The organism is Mesorhizobium sp. BR-1-1-10, from assembly GCF_020165595.1.
GTDB lineage: Bacteria > Pseudomonadota > Alphaproteobacteria > Rhizobiales > Rhizobiaceae > Mesorhizobium > Mesorhizobium australicum.
The window spans coordinates 29,177-48,826 of sequence record NZ_JAIUIL010000001.1; the positions used below are offsets into that span (position 1 = coordinate 29,177).

The window sequence follows — 19,650 nt, forward strand, 5'->3', positions numbered from 1 at the left end:
CGGTACGCCAATGCAGGCGCACGCAACGGTGAGAGTGAGATAACGCAACATCGATTTCTCTCCTCTGGATGTACAAAAGCTCGGGCAGCGACCTTGCCCACGAGACCACCGCCCTTTCTCCCGCGAGATCGAGATGTCATGCAAGATCGCCAGCGCTGTATTGGCGGTAGCCCCCGGCCGCTACGACCCCCGAGCGCCAGAAACTTCCTCCCCGCCCGATTTGCAGGCCGTAACCTCTATTGCCGCTTAATCCATCCAGCCCTTCCATCCCGGATCAACCTCAGACTTTCCAGAAGGCACGTGGATTTCATGGACTTTGTAGAAGTGCGGAGCCGTGAAGTGGTGCTCGCCAAGAGCGCGGCGCATCGAGCGATGTGAAATCCGCAGCCACCGACCGACAGCTTGCTGAGGGTGGAAAATTTCTGACGAGCGGCTGTTCGAGAGCGTCCCCTGTGAAAGAGAAACCGGAAGGCAGGAGCCTGCCTTCCGGATCACATTTCGATCAGCGGATCGGCGGCGCGTATTGCAGGCCGCCCTTGGTCCATAGCGCATTGATGCCACGGGCAATCTTGAGCGGGCTGCCGGAGCCGACATTGCGGTCGAACATTTCGCCGTAATTGCCGGTGGCCTTGACGATGTTGACGACCCAGTCGTTGGAGACGCCGAGGTCGGTGCCGATCTTGGTGTCTGCTTCCTGGCCGAGCACACGCTTGATCTCCGGGCTGGCGCAGTTTTTCATCTCGTCGACATTGGCCTTGGTGATGCCGAGCTCCTCGGCGTCGAGCAGAGCGAACTCCACTTGACGATGTGGTACCACTGGTCGTCGCCCTGGCGAACGGCGGGTCCGAGCGGCTCTTTCGAGATGATCTCGGGCAGTACGACGTGATCGGCCGGCGAGCCGAGCGTCAAGCGAATGCCGTAAAGGCCCGACTGGTCAGTTGTGTAGACGTCGCAACGGCCGGCATCATAAGCGGCATTGACCTCTTCGAGCTTCTCGAAGACGACCGGATTGTACTCCATCTTGTTCGCCTTGAAGTAGTCGGCGAGGTTGAGCTCGGTGGTCGTGCCGCTCTGCACGCACACGGCGGCGCTGCTTGGTTTGAGGTAGTGCAAGACGAGCTCAATGAAATTCACAATGATCTTAGGCCAGAACGCAACAGAACGATCCATAGCTACTGGATACATTCGCCGATTAGGTGCTCAGCATCCAGCGTACCGCAAAGGTGGTCAACGACCAGAGGCCAGGCGCTTGAGATTGTCCACTCAAACCAATCGCCGTTTGCGAGATCACAGCACTCTCAATCCGCATTGCGAAATGTGCTGGTAAGATAAAGGACTTGCGACATCGCTTCCACGGTCTGCCGCATTTCCCTAGCCGTCTCAGTGGACATTCTCCCAAAGCGCACCCGCCTCCTTGGCTGCGAGACGGAACAGCCGCCGGGCCTCTTGCGGCGTCGCTTGATCGGCAAGACAGGCCATGCAGGCGCGGACTGCTTTCTCCCAGTGGGGCCGCGTTTGTTCCATTTCAGTAATTCGGCAGCGGCGCCCTCAACGTTGGAGCAGTGATACGTGGGGCCCATCTCACCCGTTGTCACAGGGACGGCAGGGCTAAACCAGCTGAGTGCCATCGGGGAGGTTCCTCGTAGAGGCTGGCTTCTTCTGCATGGTCCAGCCGTTCAAGGAGTTCTTTGACCCTATTCGGGAGGGTTTCGTCAACGCGGAAGATGGGCAAGGTCGCCGTGTAGTGCTTCAATGCCTTTGAGCCATCTGACGCATGACAGACGCAGCTAGAGCCGTCGGCCTGTTGGCATTCTCACGATAGTTGATGTCGGATTTGTCCCACAATATCCGCGGCCGGCCAATCGTTCCGAAATAATCAAAATTGTGGCAAGGACCCTCACGCAACTGACCAGCGAAGAAGGCCGACTAGGCCAGGAGCCCAATCGACCTCCATCTTCGCGGGGGACTTGGAGGGGACCAGTCCACCCGGTTCGAACCTTCATTTAGCTCTATCTAAAATAGATTGGCAACATACACCTTTGGATGGCAGAGCTGTCATTCTTCTTGATCCATGTCCCTCACAGTCCGGTGTGCCGTTATTCAGGATCATTTGTTTCTCCGAAGCCGGACCAGCCGAGCGCTGCGGAGCCGTCCGATCGTTCATTGCCACTGCCAGCAGGTAAAGCCGGATCGAGCTGCGTCGCTTTGAAGTTAATCAAAGCTATAGCGAACGATTTGGCCGTTCAGGCCTAAGTGGCCGTAAGCCATCGACAGGAGCGCATCCTATCGGCCTCCCGGCTCAACACGCCCGCCGCTCGTCGGCCGTAGGAAAGCTCGGTCTAAACCTCTTCCTTCTTTGCTCTCGCAAAGCCGCGGTCGGTTGCGATGAACCGTTCAAGCATCGGCGCAACCAAGCGTGATGGATCGGCAGATGGCCGCCCGGTCTCGCGGCCAAGGATCTCTGCGTATTTCACCAAGTCGCGATGCAGAGGCGCCGGCAGTTCCACCGTAATCTTCACCGGCTTGTCGTCGGCGATCGTTGCAAGTTTCAACTTGGCCATGTCAACCTCCGTATGGTTCAAGGGCAAGGTCGCGGGTGACGAGGACGCGAACGGGAAACCCCGGCCGGATCGTGAGGGTCGGGGCGATAGCGAGTTGCCGCTGAACGACCTGTTGGCCTACCTGGCTGACGCTATCGGAAGCGCCGCTACGCAAAGCCCGCACGATATCGCTGTCTTGATCAGAAGAACCGGCCTGCGCGCCAACGCTCAGAACGGTCGACAACGCCGCGGCCTTGAACAACTCGCGCCAGTGATAATCGACCGCATCCTCTAGGCCGGCATAGCCCTGAGTGTCTGCACCAGGCTGCCGCTCCAGCACCATGGAGCGTCCGTCGGGAAAGATCAGCCTGTTCCAGACAAGCAGCACGCGGCGCTGCCCGGAACCAATTGCGCTATCGTACTGCCCAACAATTCGAGTGCCTTGCGGGATGAGCAGCGAGCGGCCGGTGGGGCTGTCATAAACATTTTCGGTCACCTGAGCGCTGATCTGCCCTGGAAGGTCCGACCGGATACCCGTAATGAGCGCGGCCGGGATCACGGCACCGGCTTGAAGCACATAGGGTGACGCGGGAGGGGTGATGTGATCCGAGGCCACGGTACGCCGGTCAGCGGCGGCGGACAGGAAGGAAAGCTGGCGATCCTGCCCATTTGGCTGAGCGTACTGACTGGCAAGATCGCTGATAGCAGGAGCGGACGCTTCGGCGGTCCTGGAATCTCCTTGCGCTGTCTGGAAGAACACGCGCGAGGTTCTGGCCGCTTCCTCTTCGGCTTGGCGTCGCTGCTCGCCTTCGTTGATCGCGGGACTTGCGATTGATGGGGGCACCACGGCTTGCCCTTTGTTCTGTGCATCGAGAATCGGCCTGCCGAGATCGCCAGGCAGCGGCGCCCCAAGGATCGGGCCGGCATAGTCGCACGGCAGTCTTGCCAACCCGTCGGCGGGCGGCCGATTGGAGGTAGGGTAGAGCTCCTCGCCCTGCTTGAATGTGCTGGCGTCCTGCAGAGCGTAAACCAGCGCGCCGCCGACACCGAGCGAGGCGACGAAGCCGATCGCTGCGAGCATCTTGCGCGACAGACGCGTCACACGCGGCGGGTCGGCGCGAAGCCGCATGGGTTCAGCCATATTCTTCCCGTTCATGGCTGCCGCGCTCCCCTGTGCATTGCGTTCGGCAGCTCCGACGCGGCGCTGTCGCTTGGGCCCCGCCCCAATCCACCGCTTCTTCTGTCGACGCGCACTATCCTGACCGTCTGCTGCCGCTTGCCTGCGCCAAGACGCAGTTCGGCCGCACCAAAAAGGCGGTCGATGATGAGGACGTTTTGATAGACGCGACTGTTGATGATTTCAGCCTCGCCGTCCGGACCGATGACGAAAATCGGCGGCATCTCGCCTTGCACGATGCCGCGCGGAAACTGGACCATGACGGCGCGATAGAACCAATCGGGCAGGATCATTTCGACGCCAAGCGGGCGACCGTTTCGACCGCAGCGCTCCTGCCATTCATTGATCCAAGAGAAGCGGTGACGGCGGCCCTCGGCCGGCTGGCGAATGGAGGTGACAACGCTTGTCGACTGCAGGCGGTCGAGCGACGCCTTGAGGCGCAGGTAGTCTCGCTTCGAGACGCCGCGGCCGATGAAGGTAAGCATCTCATATGGCGTCGCGGCCATCAGGCGGGATGTGCGCAATCCGGCGTCCCGAGCGTTGACGATCTGGCTCGCTGCCCAGATCCGGATATCGGCATCCCAGATCGTCGCCATGCCGTGATCGGGCATCGCTTCGACGCGGATCGCCACATCGCCGGCGTGAAAGTCGATCGGCGCGATGCGCCTGGATTTGGCGAGGGAGAAGAAGGGATATGCCATGAGGTCCTGCGCATCGCGTGGCGCCACGACACCGGGCACCGCCTGAAACAGATCGAGCTGTTCGCGCTCCAATGGTGGGCGTGGCCGTGCCGACATGGGGGAAATCGGCGGGCTCAGCGCCGTTCGCGTCCGGCATAGGGGATCAGGCGGGCGGCCTGAGGCTTGGCGGGCAGCAGCGAGCCATACGGATCGGATGTCGATGTCATCGCGCCGCGCTGAACCCAGGCCTGGAGGTCGTCGACGGCGTAGACGACGCGGCCGCCGAGTTTGCGATAGGCGGGCCCTGTGCCGTAGGTGCGATGTCTCTCAAGTGTGCGCGCCGAGAGACTGAGGAAATGCGCGGCTTCCGAAGTGCGCAGGTAGCGCGGCGGCAATGGCGCGGCGTCGGTGTTCATGAGGTGTCTCCTTCCGGCCGTCGAGGTTGAACGGCGATCGATGGCCAGGATGGAGGAGCAAGGGCACCATGATCAGGTGCGCAATTGAGGGGCGCTATTTCGCACCGCTAAGAGGCCTTCGGCAGTGCCGCCGACGCGTGCTGCAATTGGCTGGCGCGGCGCGCGACCATCTTCACGCCGTCGCGCATCAGCACCGTAGCTGATGACAGGAGGCCCGGGCATGGCAGCCCGCGGAAAGCTTTCGCCTCATCAGGAGACGCCTCGCCCGGTACCGGGCGAGGCGTCTGCCAATTCACTCGCCGTTGCGGCGGCTGGGGCGAGACCAGATCAGGCTGTGGCCCTCGCCTTCCTCGTCGGCGAAGAGGTTGGCGTAGATCGGAGCGGTGAAGCTCGGATCATCCAGCTTGAGGCCGAGATAATCGCGACCCTCGTTGGAGCGCTTGGACCAGGCGGCGCCGATCTCGGCCTTGCCGACCACGACGCGGTGGCTTGGTGCGTTCTCGCCGCTGGCCCGGGTGTCGGGGACGATGCGCACGCCTTTGGCCTGGACGCTGAGGGTGACGATCTCGCCGGCGAACTCGTTCGCACTGGTCTTCTTGAAGATGCCGATGGTAGCCATTTTCAGTCTCCGTTCTTCCTTTCCGAGCCCGCACCATGCGGCCTCGATGGCGATCGTGAGGCCGGAGGCGACCGCCGCCGCATCGCTTGCGACCGCAGCACAGCGCAGGATGGCGCAGGCGCGCGTTTCTTGGTTCCGCGAGGAATGGGCTTGCCCAGGGGAAGAAACTCGCGCGGCGCCATTGCGGCATAGGCGGTCGAGGCTTCAGCCGTCCTTCGGCCAGATCAGCCCGTTCGAGAGGTCGCTGGTGCGCTCCGCGAAACGGCCCACGGAGGCAATGGCGGCATGCGGGATCAACAAAGATTAAGCGGATTGTTTCGCCAGCGGATTTCCTGACACGGACTCGGCAAGTACTGTATCGAAGCCTCATTTCCTCCAGTGCCAATCGCACGCTACCTTCGAGCGGCTTACTGCTCGAATCGAGATGCGTTCGCCCGCGCGGCAGCGTCGACGGGTCGTGCTACGGGTGCAACGCCATTTGGATCGCGCTTCCCGCAGATCTATGATGACGTTTGCTGGACACTTTGGGAATCGGCGGCGAAAGACGTTTTGATGCTACCTTTTTTCGTCGCCGGCATTGTCTGAATGTCTCATTAGGGGCCGGAAGCGGAATTGCGGCTCTTGTCGCCTGAAGAAAAGATAGCGGACGTTCAGCCCAGCCAGATCAAAGTCCGAAGCTGACCCGAAAGTCGGACTTTCGCTTGGACGACGAATGCGGAGTAGATATTTCGATGAATGAGCCTGTTCTCGGCATAGCCGTGGATCCTACGCCTCGCCCGTTTCCCAAGCGCGAGGTTCACCACGGAGTCTCGGTGTCTTTGGAGCCTCTTGCGGAAAATCATATCCACGAGCTCTGGGACGCTGCCAAAAACGCAGAACAATCCTGGACCTATCTGCGGTATGGGCCGTTTTCCTCAGCCGACGCACTGGCCAGCCATGTCCGGAATTTGGCTGGACGGGCTGATCAGCCGTTCTGGGCTGTACGTCCTCGCTCCAACCGCAAGGTTGAGGGATGGTTGTCCTTCTGTGATATCTATCCGGCCGATGCGGCGATTGAAATTGGCAGTATCTGGTTTTCGCCGAGACTACAGCGAACACGCGCAGCAACGGAGGCGATTTTCCTCCTCATGCAGCATGCTTTTGACGAACTCGGATACACGAGACTGGTATGGCGCTGCCAAGCTTTGAATACAGCTTCAGGTCGCGCGGCGGGGCGCTACGGGTTCAAAGCTGAGGGTATATGGCGCGCGGCGGCCGTCGTCAAAGGTTGGCAGCGCGACGTTGCTTGGCACTCGATGCTCGCCGACGAGTGGCCATCGCATAAGGCCGCGCTTTTGGCATGGCTGGACGATAACAATTTCGATGCTACTGGCACTGCTCGCTCAACACTCGCCGAAATCCGAGAACGGGCGCAAGGATCAAAGTGAACTTGACTTTAACCGGTGACGCATGCGCCAGTCGGCGATTCATCTGGGTCGAGTACCTGCGCAAGCCACATATCCGTCGGGTCTGGCCGACACGGCGGTAGGCGAGGCGACCACGCCAAGGATGGGAAGCTCCCACGTTTGCTGTCCTCAATCGAAGCTCCTCTCTATCGGCGTGTATCTCTTAAACGCATATCGTCGGACGGCTTAACGCAAACTTCCCGGCAGTAGCCGAAATGCCGGCGCCTACCGCTAAGTCTGCGGACATTCTGCTTCTGTTTTTCGCTGACCGTCGAAGGGCGACCGGGGACCTTTCCGAGTTGGCGCGCGTGAGGCCGGATTGCGTCCGCGCGATCAGCAAGTCCCGCTCGAACTGTGCGACGGTATTGAACGCGTTCATCGTCATCGTGCAGGTCGAACTCGTGAGGTCAGCGCCCCCAAGGGCGAGGAAGCAGGCCCGGACCGCGATCTCGGCCAGCGTCTTGACCGTGATGCAGACTTGGATCGTGTCGCGGCTGAGCCTGTCGAGGTTGGTTACAATCAAAATGTCTCCAGCCTCGAGCTTGTCCATCAGCCTGGAAAGCCGCTGTGCAGCAGCACGCAAAAAGGCGATCGCCACACTATTGTGTTCGCGCCAATGGCGCCGCGCCGTTTCTCCACAATGCAGCCACCAGCGGACAATGCCGAATCTGCGACCGACGACGTTATAGGTTTCACAGAATGAACGTGGAAGCCGGTGCGCTACGCCGTGGTAGGCGGTCCGAACCAAATGGTTAGCGCTTCGGCTAGGCCCATCCCGGTCGAGTCTGCCACCCAAGCCACATAGCCGTCGGGTCTGATCAACACGGCGGTGGGCGCGGCGACCGCGCCAAGAGCCGGAAGCTCCCACACGCCATCGTATCTGGCATCGACCAGCTGGACCCGATCCGCCCACGATGCGATGTCGTGGCCGCCGGACTTGCCGAGGTTCAGCAGCACCGGCCGGCCACCATGCAGCAGGGTGAAGACCCGCAGCGGGCCATTGGCGGCAAGCACGCCGAGATCGGGCACACGGCGTCCGAGCAGCGGATGTCCCTCGCCGAGGTCGTAGTGAATATCGAGACCTGACATCATTGCGGCGAAATGGTTGCGCGGCTCTGCCATGCCCAGGAGCTCGGCCACGGTGTCGCGCAGCGCCTTCGTGCGGTCGTCCTCGCGGCGAAGGGCGACCGACGCCATCGTGTTGCGCAACACGCGCGCACCAACCGGGTGGCGCTCGGCGTGGTATGTATCCAACAGGCTTTCCGGCGACGTCCCCTTGACCACCTGGGCCAGCTTCCATCCCAGGTTCACCGCATCCTGCACACCAGTCTGGAGGCCCTGGCCACCATCGGGGGCATGCACATGCGCGGCGTCGCCGGCCAGCAGCACGCGCCCCTTGCGATATGACGCAGCCTGCCGGGCCGCGTCGGTGAACCGGGAGATCCAGGTGGGAGAGTGAATGCCGTAGTCGGTCCCGTAGGCGGCGATGAGCGCATCGCTGAGATCGCGCAGGGTGGGTTCGGTCGTTCCTCCGACGCCCCGCTCAGTCACCAGAACGCGGACCGGCCCCTCGTCGGGATAGACGATCTCGCCATTGCGGATCTCATAATCAACCCTGCCGAGGGAGTGGATGCCGAGGGCGTCACGGCGGATCCCCCATTCTGGTGGCCTCTCGGCCAGCTCGGCCGGATCCGATCCCGGAAATGCGATGCCGGCTGCCTTGCGGATCAGGCTGCGTCCGCCGTCGCATCCGATGAGATATTGCGCCCGCAACGACTGACCATCGGATAATGCGACGTCGACGCGGGCATCGTCCTGAACGAAGCCCGTCACCTCAATTCCGCGATAGACTGGCACCGCCAATTCGGCGACCCAGCCGGCGAGTATGCGTTCGATGTGATTCTGCCACAGTCCGAGACTGTAAGGGTGCCGGGTGGGAAAGTCGCTAATGTCGAAAGAAACGCCGGCGAATCCGGCGACTTGGGCAACCTTTCCCTCCGAAAGGAACCGATCCGCGATGCCACGCTGATCGAAAACCTCGATGGTGCGTGAGTGCAGGCCGCCTGCGCGCGAGCCCTTCAGGATAGTGCTGGAGCGCCGCTCGACGATGGCAACGTCGACCCCTGCCAAAGCCAACTCGCCTGCCAACATCAGCCCCGTCGGACCTCCTCCCGCGATCACCACAGCATGGCCAGTCACCGCGGAGCCTTTGGCGCGCCTTTCACCAGCAATATCTTCTGAGCTAGAGCGCAAATCTAAGGTCCTCCTGCAGGTTCTGAACGATAAGCGCTTCATTGCTTTAAATCGGCGCAGACGTGCGGGGCCACCGTTGTCGACCAGGCAAAGCAACCCCAAATGCCGACCTCGAACCCCGCGCCGCAATATCCCGGGATTTTACAGTCTGCCAGTCTAGTGCAGATGCCTCAACTTTTCGGGATTCCGCACCACATAGATCGCCGCGATCTTCCCGTCCTCGACGTCGAGTGCGGTCGTCTGCAGTTCGCCATCGGCTTCCAGCGTAACGAACCCGGGCAATCCGTTGACGAAACCAATACGGACAAGTGTGGAGCCGTTCTTCTGGAGCCAGGCCGCTACACGCTCGTATTGCGCCATGACGGCATCGAAGCCCAGGATCACTTCCGTGGCTGCCGGACGCTTCCCGCCGCCATCGGCATGGGCGCTGACGTCGGCCGTCAACATTGCACCAAGCTCCTTCATGTTGCCGCTGCGCGAGGCGGCGAAGAAAGCCTCGGCGATTTCGAGGCCACGTTGCCTTTCCACCTTGAAACGCGGTCGCGCCTCGCGGACATGGCCGCGTGCTCGGGCGGCGAGCTGGCGACAGGCCGCCGGGTCGCGCTCGATGGCGGCCGCCACCTCGTCGAATCCAAGCCCGAACACATCGTGCAGCAGAAAGGCCGCGCGCTCGAGCGGCGACAGGCGTTCCAGCACCAGCATAAGCGGCAAGGTGACATCGTCCACCTCGTCCTCTTCGACGACGGGATCGGGAAGCCACGGGCCAACATAGGTCTCGCGTTTGTGTCGCGCGGCTTTGAGCTGGTCGAGACAGAGCCGCGTTACCGTGCGGCGCAGGAATGCCTCGGGCTCGCGCACCGTGCCGCGGTCGGCCCTCATCCAGCGGATGAAGGCCTCCTGCACGACGTCCTCGGCATCGGCCACGGAGCCAAGCATGCGATAGGCGACCCGCATCAGCGTCGGGCGCAGCGGGTCGAACTCCGCTCCCGCATGCTCGGATCCCGCGTTCGTCATCAGGCAGCCGCCGCCTTGGCAGCAGACCGTATGGCCGCCGGATCAGCCCAGCCGCCGAACCCAACCGCAAGGCGGTTGTAGCCGTTGATGACATTGATCATCAGGGTGAGCTTGACCTGCTCCTCGGGCGTGAATTCGGCCTTCAGGGCGCCATAGGCAGTTTCGTGCGTGTGGCCTTCACTAATCCGCGTCAGCGCCTCGGTCCAGCCGAGCGCGGCGCGTTCACGATCGGTGTAGCAAGGCGCCTCGCGCCAGGCCGACAGCAGATAGATGCGCTGCTCGGTTTCGCCGTCCTCGCGTGCAAACACAGTGTGCATGTTGAGGCAGTTGGCGCAGCCGTTGATCTGGGACGCACGGATCTTCACAAGCTCGGCCAGGCTGGGCTCGAGGCTGGAGGAAATGGCAATGGATGCGCGCTGCCAGTCTTTCATCAGCGAAGGGGCGGCGGCGAAAAGGTCAAGTTTTGCAGTCATGATTGGCTTCCTTCTGTTGGTGTCGACATCATGACGAGTCAGGATCCGTCAATGTGACACACACACAAAGAATCTCTGGTCGGCGCAGCAGCGATCAGGCCCTGCCCGAGGGTCAGGTGGCTATGCTTGAGCGTTGCAGATATCCTGTCGGCCAGCATTGCAGAGCCGTATAGAAAGGCGTTGCGTGTCCACGCCCCGGCCTATCTGTATGAGGCTGAGGCGTGGACAGGACGGCGGGCCGCCGCGTGAACGCTCCCTCCGCTCTATTGTTCTCATCGCGAGGATGGAGTCGACCCTGAGCAGACGCTCGTCCCTCTCGGCCGAATTCCCCCCGTGACCCGTTGCTGCCGTCCGGCCGCCGCGATACGCTCAAAAATAGATGAACCAGACATCTTCCACATCGTCTCCGTACCTGCTTCGCCGCCTCAGCGCTGCCGATGCCGATGCCTATCGCGACTTGCGCCTCGAAGGGCTTCAAAATCATCCTGAGGCCTTTGGCGGATCATGGGAGGAAGAAGCAATCATGCCATTGGATTGGTTCTCTGACCGGCTGGAGCGTAATATCGTGATAGCTGGTTTCGCTGACGACTTACCGCTCTTGGGCACCGCTGGCCTGGGTATCCAACAAGCCCCGAAGCAAAGCCATAAGGGCATGCTTTGGGGTATGTATGTCCGCCCGGAGGCGCGAGGGACTGGTTTGGCAGCAGAGTTGGTCCAGCGTATGATAGGCGAGGCTCAGGGCGTTGTTGAAGAAATCCAACTGCGGGTCGTTACATCCAATGAAGCCGCAGTTCGCATCTACTCCCGTTTTGGGTTCAAGGAACGGACTTGAACGACGGGCATTGAAGAGCGGCACTCGGTATTATGACGAGTTGTTGATGACCTTGCCCTGCCACTAAGCGGTTCGTCGCAGGCGGAGAATTGGGAACGGCTGTGCGATCACGAGGAGAAAGTCGCATCACCGTTCACGCCGGTCCTCAAGCAACTGCGCGCAGGATGATCGCCCGCGCCTGCCGGCCTTCTGGCGTCGGCATTCCCGCATAGTTGTGCGGCTGATCCTGTTCCAGGTGAAGCTCCACCGACACACCCGCGGCTCGCGCCTTTGCGGCAAGATCAATGCAGTCGGGATAGAAAAGATCGAGCGTGCCCGAGAAAAGGATCATCGGAGGCAGCCGACGGAAATCGCCATTCAGCGGACTGACATAGGGGTGGGTGACATCGAGGTCGCCGGCATAGAGGCGTCCCGCTTCGCGCGCGCCGGGAATATCGTTGATCGGATCGCGCTCGGCGATCGCCACCTGCTGCGGGCGGCCGATCGAAAAATCTCCGCCAGGTGAGATCAGCACGAGTCCGTGCGGTTGCCGATATCCGTGATCCCGCAGCCATTGGGTTGCCGCCAGCCCCAGTGCGGCGCCCGCCGAATTGCCGACCACCGTGATCTTCGCAGGCCCCGCATCTTCGACAAACCTGCGCAGCAATTCGCCCATGGCCGGCACGACATCCCTGGCGGTGGCATGGGGAGCCAGCGGATAGATGGGGACGACGCAGCGGACGCCAGCCTCGCGGGTCAGCATGCCGACGATGCGCCAGTGAGCGCGAACGATCTCGTTGATATAGCCGCCGCCATGCAGGAACACCACGATCTTGCTGACGTCGTGATGCGCTGACGGGGCCGTATGGTAGACGGGCCACCCAGCCACGTCTTTTCTCGTCACCTCCACGCCACGCCCTAGGCCCGTTGGTCCGTAGGACGCGGGCCATAATGCCAATCGGCGCACCTGCTCTTGCACGACGGCCGCGGATGCCATCCGCTTCTTGATCGGAAGCAGCCTCAGCAAACCAACGATGATTCGGCTTTGTAAGCTTGGCCCGTCGTTGTTCGACGCCAGTCGTCGCGACGTTCTTTTGCCGTCTCGAAACTGTTGTGTCATTTTGGGCTCGCTTTCACATGCATTCCGTTTTCAGCGTCGGCGTCGTCCGGAGACCGCCAAAGTCCGAGATCACGCAAACCGGTTCAGTTCGGGCTTCGTGGTCATCAATGCGACAATGAGCGCAAACAGCGTGATCATGGCCATGCGTCCAGCCAGTGCGCGTTTGTCGCTAGCGATTGCCTTAACCTCGACGGCCGAGACGGCACCGCGAAGCGCCGCCTGGGCCTGCGTCGCCCATGGACGAACGAACTTGTGCTCGACCGCCATCAAGGCGGCGATAAGCGCAAACGACAGCACCAGCCAGGGTGTCAATAAGGACCAGCCGCCAATAAAGACAAGGACGATGCCGGCGAGCACACCGGCAGTTATCAGAAGCCCCGCAAAGCGACTGGCGAAAAAGGCCATTCTGGCCGGTCCCCGTTGCCCTCTTCGGGCAGGAATCAGCAGCAGTTCATTCACGGCGAACAGCAGCAAGGCGGCGCACAGGGTGCACGTATGGATTCCCAAAACAATTCCATAAAGCATTTGTCATCGTCCACATCGATCGAAAGCATTGGTGGACATAATGCGAGCGATAGCTCACAATTGTCTACTCGCATTGGAAACGACAGGAACATGGCACCCAAGCTGCTCACGAATCCAAGGAAGGACGCGTCTCAGGAGAGATCACGCGCGACGGTTGACGCGCTTGTTGAAGCGACCGCTCGCATTTTGATCAGGGAAGGTTTCGACAAGGCAAGCACCAACCGGATCGCAGAAGAAGCAGGCGTGAGCGTCGGCTCGCTTTATCAATATTACCCCGGCAAGGAGGCGCTAGTCGCCGCCGTCATCGATCGTCACAACCGGGAGATCATGCAGGTCGTGCGTGGGGCGTTTGCCGAGGTCGCGTCGCTGCCGGTCGATCGAGCGGTGCGCAGGCTTGTCGCCGTGGCGATCGAGGCGCATCGCATCGACCCCAAGCTGCATCGTGTCCTTGCCGAGCAGATCCCGCGTACAGGGCGCCTTGAAAACGTCGAAGCCTTCAATCGCGAAGCCCATGCCCTATTCAAGACCTATCTAGAAGATCACAGCAACGAGCTGCGCGTGGCCGATCTAGGGCTTGCAGCCTTCGTGTGCGTGACTTCGATCGAGGCGCTGGCGCACACTGCGGTGTTGCACAGCTCCAAAAGGCTCTCGAATGAAGCGATCGGAACGCTCATCGACGAAACCACCCGCCTAGTGGTCGGATATCTGCAATAGTCGCGGCGCAACCTACCCCATTGGCCGCTGCACTGCCCGCCCCGACCGAAGTCGATTTTCGTGTCCTACCTTCAATGCGAAGGTCCCCAGCGCACATGTCATCGTGCGCGCATCCGTACCATGATCGACCCCGTCAGGTTTCCGAGCTATGCCGCCGGGTAACAGATCAGCCTCAACCTGGGCAGTGCGGACAGTAAGGATTTGGAGCGTGGCATCAGGACAAATCGTACAGTTCGAGGACCGTAGGCGGAGTTGAACTTCTTCGAAGCGTCGCGACGAAGAAATGGGCGCTTTGCCCCTATCCTTTCGAGACGCGAAATTTCGACCCTGAGTTCGTTGAGAAGCTCTTGCGGAAGTGGACGCCACTGCGGTCTTTCCGCCGCCTCGGGATCGAAATTCGGCTCGAGCCACGCCTAAGCCTCACTCTCCACATTGCCTAGGGCTAGTCGTGATTTATGTCTGCTATTAGGGAGTATCGCTTGCGCCTGAAACGACCGCATGGAGGCGCAAAAACGCCGTTCACTTCAGGATCGTAGGCCCGGCTTGGAGACCACGCATCAAGTGAACCAGGCGGCGTCGAACCCCTTCAGGAAAGGCGCCGTCGCGCGCGAAGCAATTGACGGTAGCCGCGTCGGGCAGCAGTGAACCCACGTCCTACCAGGCGTCATCGCCATAAAAGCTGAAAGTCAGCTGGTGGAATTTGCTTCGAAATTTTACATTGGGAAGGGTTTCGGGTGCCGTCAGGCGTACGAAAGCCTCTCATGCAGAAACCCGCGGGCAACAGGCGCTGACTATGGGGATTTCGATTTGCGGCTGATGTCGGCGATGGCGCGACCGCCGCCGGGAAGCTCTGGGGTGAATGCGGACAGACAGCTTCGTTGCGCCTCCGCGCGGTATTGTCGGGACGGTGGGCGGCTGGGCGCGGCGCTGTCGGAGTCGACAATCACCATAGACCTGCGTCGATCCGTCGCCGCAGGCTGAGTGCCTCCAGCTGAAGGCTGAACCATTCCATGCCGGGTCATGGCGTGCAGGTCCCGGCCCGCTCGGGTGCCTCCATCGTTGGCTCTCCGTTGGCAAGGGATTGCTTGAGCTTTGCCTTTGCTGGTTGGTGCGGCCATGTATCCGACCTGTAGGTGCGGCCTATCATGTGCCGCTGGCCATAATACCATTCGCGCGTCTCAGGTCCCGATCGTAAGCTCGCACTCGAGGTGCACGGCCCCAGTGGGTTTTCCTGATCCGGCGGTAACAACCGACATTAGCTCCTGTCCGCCTTTCCAACCTCGTCAGCGATCGCTCGCCTTATCTTGTTCTATACGATGACCGGCTCCCTCGAAGAATGCCAGCACGCGCCCATGCGTCAGCTTCCTGCGAACGACAACCTCACTCGCCGCATCCACCCCGTGGACTTGAAACACAGACTTCGCAATATCCAGACAAATTGTCGTAACGTTGCCCATCATAGAGCTCCTCCAGTTCTGGCCCCACGATCATACCGCAGGGCGGGAGGAGAGCCGTCCACTGCATCAGAAGCGGACCGTCGGCTTACAGGGAGATTTGGTCAGAAGCAGCCGTTCCGTAGCCGCTCGCTTCAGGCATACGCAAGCTGGGGCTCAAAGCTTTGCAAAGCGACGTTAAGCACTGGGGAGATTGGCACGCGTCTCGTTGAGCTCCAATCAACTCGCCTCAAAGACATCCGTCGCTTGACCGGAGTTTTAGGCGTGGCATGTTGGCGCAGGAGCTGGCATGCCGCTTCCCTGTTTCACCACAGCTCAACGAAGCGTCACACCCATGTTCGATGATCTCACGGATAAGATTTACGAGGCCGCCTTTGTCCCGGACATGTGGGCGGCTGCGCTCGAGGCGGCCAGCGAGCTTTCGGGCTCGGCCAGCGGTTCCATCTTCGTTATGAACGACAATTCTCCGACTCGCGGCAGGATCAGTGACAATTCCATGGGTCACGGCAACGCGCTCGAAAGCGTCCGGCCTGTATTCGAAGAATTCCTCACCGGCGAGAACTGGAAGCTATCTCCTGGCGTCATGCGGATGTACGACATGCATCCGGCCAGTTTCGTCCATGTCGAAGCTTTCATGAGCGAAGAAGAGATCGAGCGCGACTTGGTGCGGCTGCGGCTGAGGGCAGCAGGGATCGGCGCTCACCTCTGTTCCGCGGTTGCCATGCCAAGCGGCGAACTCGTCACGTTCGTCTTTCAGCGATGGACCAAGGACGGCTTTTACGATCAGCCGTCGGTCGACCGGCTCGACCAGCTTCGTCCCCATCTCGCACGCGCGGGCCTGATATCGGCGCGATTGGGAGTGGAGCAAGCCAGAGCCACCGTCTCTGCGCTAGAGACCATCGGGTTGCCAGCCGCGGTGTTGACCGCGTCGGGACGTGTGGTGACGGCCAATGTCCTGCTGGAAAGCATGCCGTCCCTTTTTATCGCGATCGCTCGCGGCGGCCTGGCACTCGGCAACGCATCCGCCAATGCGCTTTTCCAGGAAGCAGTCATCCAAAACCAGCACAGTCGTGTCGTACGTTCGATTCCCATTCCTGCGAAAGAGGATCAACCGGCGTTGGTCATTCATCTTTTGCCGCTGCGCCGCGCGGCGCACGAGATCTTTTCGGGAGGCGACATTCTGATTGCCGCCACTGCCGTCGGTGCGAGTTCGGTCGTGCCGTCCCCGACTCTGCTTGCGGGGTTGTTCGACCTGACGCCTGCCGAAGCGCGCCTTGCCGCAGCCCTTTCGCGGGGGCAGCCTTTGAAGGACGCCGCGTTCGACTTGAGCATCACGGTAAAGACCGGCCGCACATATCTCGAGCGGATTTTCGCCAAGACCGGAACCCGTCAGCAAAGCCAGCTTGTGGCATTGCTGAGGAATGCGGAGCTGCCCAGCCGCGGATGACGGCAAGAACAATACAGCTGTCGCTTGACGCCCAAATGCGGCGGGCTGAGCGCCGCCGGGCTCCTCCCTGCAAATCGATTTGCCCAAAATCGGCGCCGGCCGTCTGCTTCTCAAGGTTGGCCGAGATCGAAACGTGCACGAGCTGGAATAAAGCCAGCTTCGTCGATCATTAGCAAAAATGCATGTGTAACCTGACGGCAACAGCCTCGCTCAACAAGGCACCAGCTGCATCACAAATGGCCGGACAGTCGTCATTTGCCGACTGTCCGAACACTCATCTGACCTTCAATTTCGCCCCACGTGTCCTGGCCGACCAAAATCGTGGCGGGGGACACCAGGAACTGGGGGCAGGCAGACGATGGTTTGGAGCGGCACATGAGCTATTGGAGAGTTCGAGGCGTCTACGTAGTTGCCGCGGTACTGGTGTCGGCGTTGGCGACCTTAGGCCCGGCGTTTGCCCAGGCGGTAATAGGCGACGAAGACGGGTGCGATGGAGATGACCAAGGCGATTTCGCCTGTGGATCCTCCTCGAACGCGGCGGGAGGAGCGAGCACTGGCATCGGCGGTTCCAGCCAGGCGGGACATGAAGGAACTGCCGTCGGATACAATGCCCAAGCCGGTTTGTCTGGCAAGTATGCCAATGTCGCGATCGGATCCAGATCTAAAGCGCTGGGGGAAGGCTCGGTCGCTATAGGTGGTAGCCTCCCTGAAGCGCTGCAGCCGGGAACTCAGGCGTCCGGGGACGGCTCAATCGCGGTGGGAAATCAGGCTGGTGCAGACGGCTATGCCGCAATCTCGCTGGGTTACCAGTCCAAGGCGGGGGGAAGCAGCGCTGTCGCACTTGGCAATGGAGCGCAAGCAAACTTCCAAGCATCAATCGCAATCGGTAACGGCGTTGTCACGGATCGCGACAACCAGATCAGGATCGGCAACGGTAATCAGACATATACAATGTCCGGCATCAACCGTCAGGCTAGCAAAGACGCGCAATCCGGGACAACCTATCTGGTGACCTCCGATGACGCCGGGAATATGGCCACCTCCACCTTCGATCTGGCGACTCTTGAGAACCTGCCAGCACAGGTCGCACAGAACAGCGCCGACATCACCAACCTGAGCACCAATGTCAACAATCATACGACGCAGATCACGGCCAACACCACCGAATTGGCCAACCACGAGAGACGCATCACCAACAACACGACGCAGATCGCGGCCAACACGACCGAACTCGCCGATCAAGAAACCCGGATCACCAGTAACACCAACACGCTGAATGAGCACACCACTCAGATCATCGACCTCGATACCAGAGTGACGAGCAACACCACCAACATCGCCGCACTCGACGGCCGCATCGGTGCGTTGGAATCCGGCTTCCAGGATCTCGGCGAGCAGATCAGCGAGAACCGCACTGAAGCGCGTGCCGGCACGGCGCTGGCCCTCGCCGCGGCGGGGTTGCGTTACGATGATCGTCCCGGCAAGCTTTCGCTCGCCGGCGGGTTCGGCAATTTCAAGGGACAATCGGGCCTCGCGTTGGGACTCGGCTACAATCCCAGCCTGGATTTCCGCCTCAACGGCGCTATTTCGGCAACCACCAACCATGGCGATGTCGGGGTCAGCCTCGGCGCCTCATGGACGCTTAATTGATCTGGGCAAGGACAGCGGTAACCGCAGGCACACGGCGGACCGGCGTGCGGGAAGGCTGTCTTCGGCGGGGGGCGATCGTTGCCGGTGCTATTCTGGCGCTGGTGACGATCGTCGGGCCGCCGTCCGCGGCTCATGCCCAGGCCAAAGAGAAGAGGGTCGGACAGAAGACGGCTCATCCCGCCAACATCGATCGTAATGGCGTGCTGATCTTGGCACGGAGTGCCTTGCTGGCACTCGACCAGGCCAACAAGACCGGCAATTATACCGTGCTGCGCGATCTTGGCTCGCCGAACTTCCAGGCCAACAGCGCGGCAGGGCTCGGCGACATCTTTGCGAGCCAGCGCAAGCAGGGGCTCGACTTCAGTGCGATTGCTGTGCTGGAGCCACAACTGACGCTCCTGCCCCAGATTGAGCCAAGCGGCATGCTGCACATGGCGGGCTTCTTTCCGTCGGTGCCGCTGCAGGTCAATTTTGAGCTTCTATTCGAGGCTGTGAACAGGCAGTGGAAAATCTACGGCGTATCGGTCAACCTCACATCGGGCGGCCCGCAGGCACCGGAGACGCCTGTTGCCGATCAGTCGAAGCCAGCCGCTGGCGGCCCGCCACCGGATGGGCCGTCGATCGCCGTCCAGCCGAAAAAGGTCCAGCCATAGCGAGTGGCGTAGGTCGACGCGGTCGTGCCTTCACCGAGCCGAAACCGCGCGTCGATATTGGAGCGTTTTGACAGATCCACGATGTACCGCGCCCGGAGCAGCCGGCGAGAATCCTTTGCTGAATCCAGCGATGCTGCCCAATCCTGCGTCGCTGAAGATTAGCGCAAATGAATGTATATCCCGGCGGCAACCATTGGTTCCAGCAAGGCAGTAGCCGCGCCACAAACGCACCAACCCTCGTCATATGACGACTATGAAAGTTGGCCGCATTCAATCAGCCATTGCATCGGACGCACCGACGGCCACCTCGGCATCGTGCCGAAGGCCGGCTGTCGGGATTTGGGCAAGGGCGGGACATGAATTTCAGCGACCGAAATCGTCACCATCGCAACCTCCTTCTGGCGCTGACGTTGGCCGCACCATGGGCGGCTCTCGCACCAACACCCACCATCGCCCAGATGATCATCGACGGCACGACGCGGACGGTTCCACCCGACTTGCACGTCGCCGGTGATCTTTTCGTCGGCACCCAAGGCGTCGGGGCTCTCACCGTCGTGGCTGGCGGCACGGTCACGAACGGGTATGGCAATATCGGCACCAGCAGCACCGCAACGGCACCGTAGCGGTATCGGGGGCTGGCGCCCTGTGGGAAAATTCCC

General features: G+C 61.1%; 19 protein-coding genes and 3 pseudogenes. 7 read left to right on the forward strand and 15 right to left on the reverse strand.

What is annotated here, in order from left to right; all coding sequences use genetic code 11:
• Positions 1–502 precede the first annotated feature (502 nt).
• The 8 genes and pseudogenes from LB555_RS00110 to LB555_RS00140 all read right to left on the reverse strand — a co-directional run.
• A pseudogene (locus LB555_RS00110) lies at positions 503–1,104 on the reverse strand (amino acid ABC transporter substrate-binding protein); the annotation flags it as partial.
• 276 nt (positions 1,105–1,380) lie between these two features.
• On the reverse strand, positions 1,381–1,524 hold the full coding sequence (locus LB555_RS00115; RefSeq protein ID WP_224682076.1) for a DUF982 domain-containing protein: 144 nt from the start codon (positions 1,522–1,524) through the stop codon (positions 1,381–1,383).
• A gap of 815 nt (positions 1,525–2,339) precedes the next feature.
• Positions 2,340–2,561: a DUF2274 domain-containing protein gene (locus LB555_RS00120; RefSeq protein WP_140877006.1), complete on the reverse strand. Its 222-nt coding sequence runs from the start codon at positions 2,559–2,561 to the stop codon at positions 2,340–2,342.
• A gap of 1 nt (position 2,562) precedes the next feature.
• The gene (locus LB555_RS00125; RefSeq protein ID WP_140877004.1) at positions 2,563–3,696 is read right to left on the reverse strand and encodes a TrbI/VirB10 family protein; all 1,134 of its coding nucleotides are present in this window, start codon (positions 3,694–3,696) and stop codon (positions 2,563–2,565) included.
• Positions 3,693–3,977 carry a TrbG/VirB9 family P-type conjugative transfer protein gene (locus LB555_RS29230; RefSeq protein WP_318012979.1) on the reverse strand — a complete coding sequence of 95 codons (285 nt, stop codon included), beginning with the start codon at positions 3,975–3,977 and terminating at the stop codon, positions 3,693–3,695. Before LB555_RS29230 ends, LB555_RS00125 begins: the two co-directional genes overlap by 4 nt.
• Positions 3,975–4,514 (reverse strand): annotated as a pseudogene (locus LB555_RS00130) (replication initiator protein A); the annotation flags it as partial. The gene LB555_RS29230 and the pseudogene LB555_RS00130, both read right to left, overlap by 3 nt.
• Before the next feature lie 17 nt (positions 4,515–4,531).
• Positions 4,532–4,813: a helix-turn-helix transcriptional regulator gene (locus tag LB555_RS00135; RefSeq protein WP_140877002.1), complete on the reverse strand. Its 282-nt coding sequence runs from the start codon at positions 4,811–4,813 to the stop codon at positions 4,532–4,534.
• Between the two features lie 292 nt (positions 4,814–5,105).
• Entirely contained in the window at positions 5,106–5,432 is a 327-nt protein-coding gene (locus tag LB555_RS00140; RefSeq protein ID WP_140877000.1) for a DUF736 domain-containing protein, read from the reverse strand.
• Positions 5,433–6,133: 701 nt separating this feature from the next.
• On the opposite strand from LB555_RS00140, the gene LB555_RS00145 reads away from it, so the two are divergent.
• On the forward strand, positions 6,134–6,859 hold the full coding sequence (locus tag LB555_RS00145; protein ID WP_210243711.1) for a GNAT family N-acetyltransferase: 726 nt from the start codon (positions 6,134–6,136) through the stop codon (positions 6,857–6,859).
• A gap of 181 nt (positions 6,860–7,040) precedes the next feature.
• Here LB555_RS00145 and LB555_RS00150 read toward each other — a convergent pair whose 3' ends face one another.
• The 4 genes from LB555_RS00150 to LB555_RS00165 form a co-directional block, all read right to left on the reverse strand.
• Positions 7,041–7,427, reverse strand: a complete 387-nt coding sequence (locus LB555_RS00150) for a recombinase family protein (protein WP_224682228.1) — start codon at positions 7,425–7,427, stop codon at positions 7,041–7,043.
• A 170-nt stretch (positions 7,428–7,597) separates the two neighbouring features.
• Positions 7,598–9,076 (reverse strand): FAD-dependent monooxygenase, encoded by a 1,479-nt coding sequence (locus tag LB555_RS00155; RefSeq protein WP_224682229.1) that lies wholly within the window; start codon positions 9,074–9,076, stop codon positions 7,598–7,600.
• A 210-nt stretch (positions 9,077–9,286) separates the two neighbouring features.
• Positions 9,287–10,144: a sigma-70 family RNA polymerase sigma factor gene (locus tag LB555_RS00160; protein WP_140876998.1), complete on the reverse strand. Its 858-nt coding sequence runs from the start codon at positions 10,142–10,144 to the stop codon at positions 9,287–9,289.
• Positions 10,144–10,617 carry a carboxymuconolactone decarboxylase family protein gene (locus LB555_RS00165; protein WP_140876996.1) on the reverse strand — a complete coding sequence of 158 codons (474 nt, stop codon included), beginning with the start codon at positions 10,615–10,617 and terminating at the stop codon, positions 10,144–10,146. Before LB555_RS00165 ends, LB555_RS00160 begins: the two co-directional genes overlap by 1 nt.
• 379 nt (positions 10,618–10,996) lie before the next feature.
• Between LB555_RS00165 and LB555_RS00170 the strand changes: the two genes are divergently transcribed.
• A complete protein-coding gene (locus LB555_RS00170; RefSeq protein ID WP_140876994.1) occupies positions 10,997–11,449 on the forward strand; it encodes a GNAT family N-acetyltransferase in 453 nt (150 codons plus the stop codon).
• A gap of 145 nt (positions 11,450–11,594) precedes the next feature.
• On the opposite strand, the gene LB555_RS00175 is transcribed toward LB555_RS00170, so the two are convergent.
• A complete protein-coding gene (locus LB555_RS00175; protein WP_140876992.1) occupies positions 11,595–12,548 on the reverse strand; it encodes an alpha/beta fold hydrolase in 954 nt (317 codons plus the stop codon).
• Between the two features lie 69 nt (positions 12,549–12,617).
• On the reverse strand, positions 12,618–13,073 hold the full coding sequence (locus LB555_RS00180) for a hypothetical protein (RefSeq protein ID WP_140876990.1): 456 nt from the start codon (positions 13,071–13,073) through the stop codon (positions 12,618–12,620).
• Between the two features lie 90 nt (positions 13,074–13,163).
• Between LB555_RS00180 and LB555_RS00185 the strand changes: the two genes are divergently transcribed.
• Positions 13,164–13,787 carry a TetR/AcrR family transcriptional regulator gene (locus tag LB555_RS00185; protein WP_140876988.1) on the forward strand — a complete coding sequence of 208 codons (624 nt, stop codon included), beginning with the start codon at positions 13,164–13,166 and terminating at the stop codon, positions 13,785–13,787.
• A gap of 1,331 nt (positions 13,788–15,118) precedes the next feature.
• Here the strand turns inward: LB555_RS00185 and LB555_RS00190 are convergent.
• Positions 15,119–15,244: pseudogene (locus LB555_RS00190) on the reverse strand (IS110 family transposase); the annotation flags it as partial.
• Between the two features lie 331 nt (positions 15,245–15,575).
• Between LB555_RS00190 and LB555_RS00195 the strand changes: the two are divergent.
• The 4 genes from LB555_RS00195 (at position 15,576) to LB555_RS00210 (ending at position 19,614) form a co-directional block, all read left to right on the forward strand.
• Entirely contained in the window at positions 15,576–16,688 is a 1,113-nt protein-coding gene (locus LB555_RS00195; RefSeq protein ID WP_140876984.1) for a helix-turn-helix transcriptional regulator, read from the forward strand.
• Positions 16,689–17,063: 375 nt separating this feature from the next.
• The gene (locus LB555_RS00200) at positions 17,064–18,338 is read left to right on the forward strand and encodes a YadA-like family protein (RefSeq protein WP_140876982.1); all 1,275 of its coding nucleotides are present in this window, start codon (positions 17,064–17,066) and stop codon (positions 18,336–18,338) included.
• Positions 18,339–18,382: 44 nt separating this feature from the next.
• Positions 18,383–18,991, forward strand: coding sequence for a hypothetical protein (locus tag LB555_RS00205; protein WP_224682077.1), 609 nt, complete (start codon positions 18,383–18,385; stop codon positions 18,989–18,991).
• A 356-nt stretch (positions 18,992–19,347) separates the two neighbouring features.
• On the forward strand, positions 19,348–19,614 hold the full coding sequence (locus LB555_RS00210; protein WP_140876980.1) for a hypothetical protein: 267 nt from the start codon (positions 19,348–19,350) through the stop codon (positions 19,612–19,614).
• Positions 19,615–19,650: the final 36 nt, after the last annotated feature.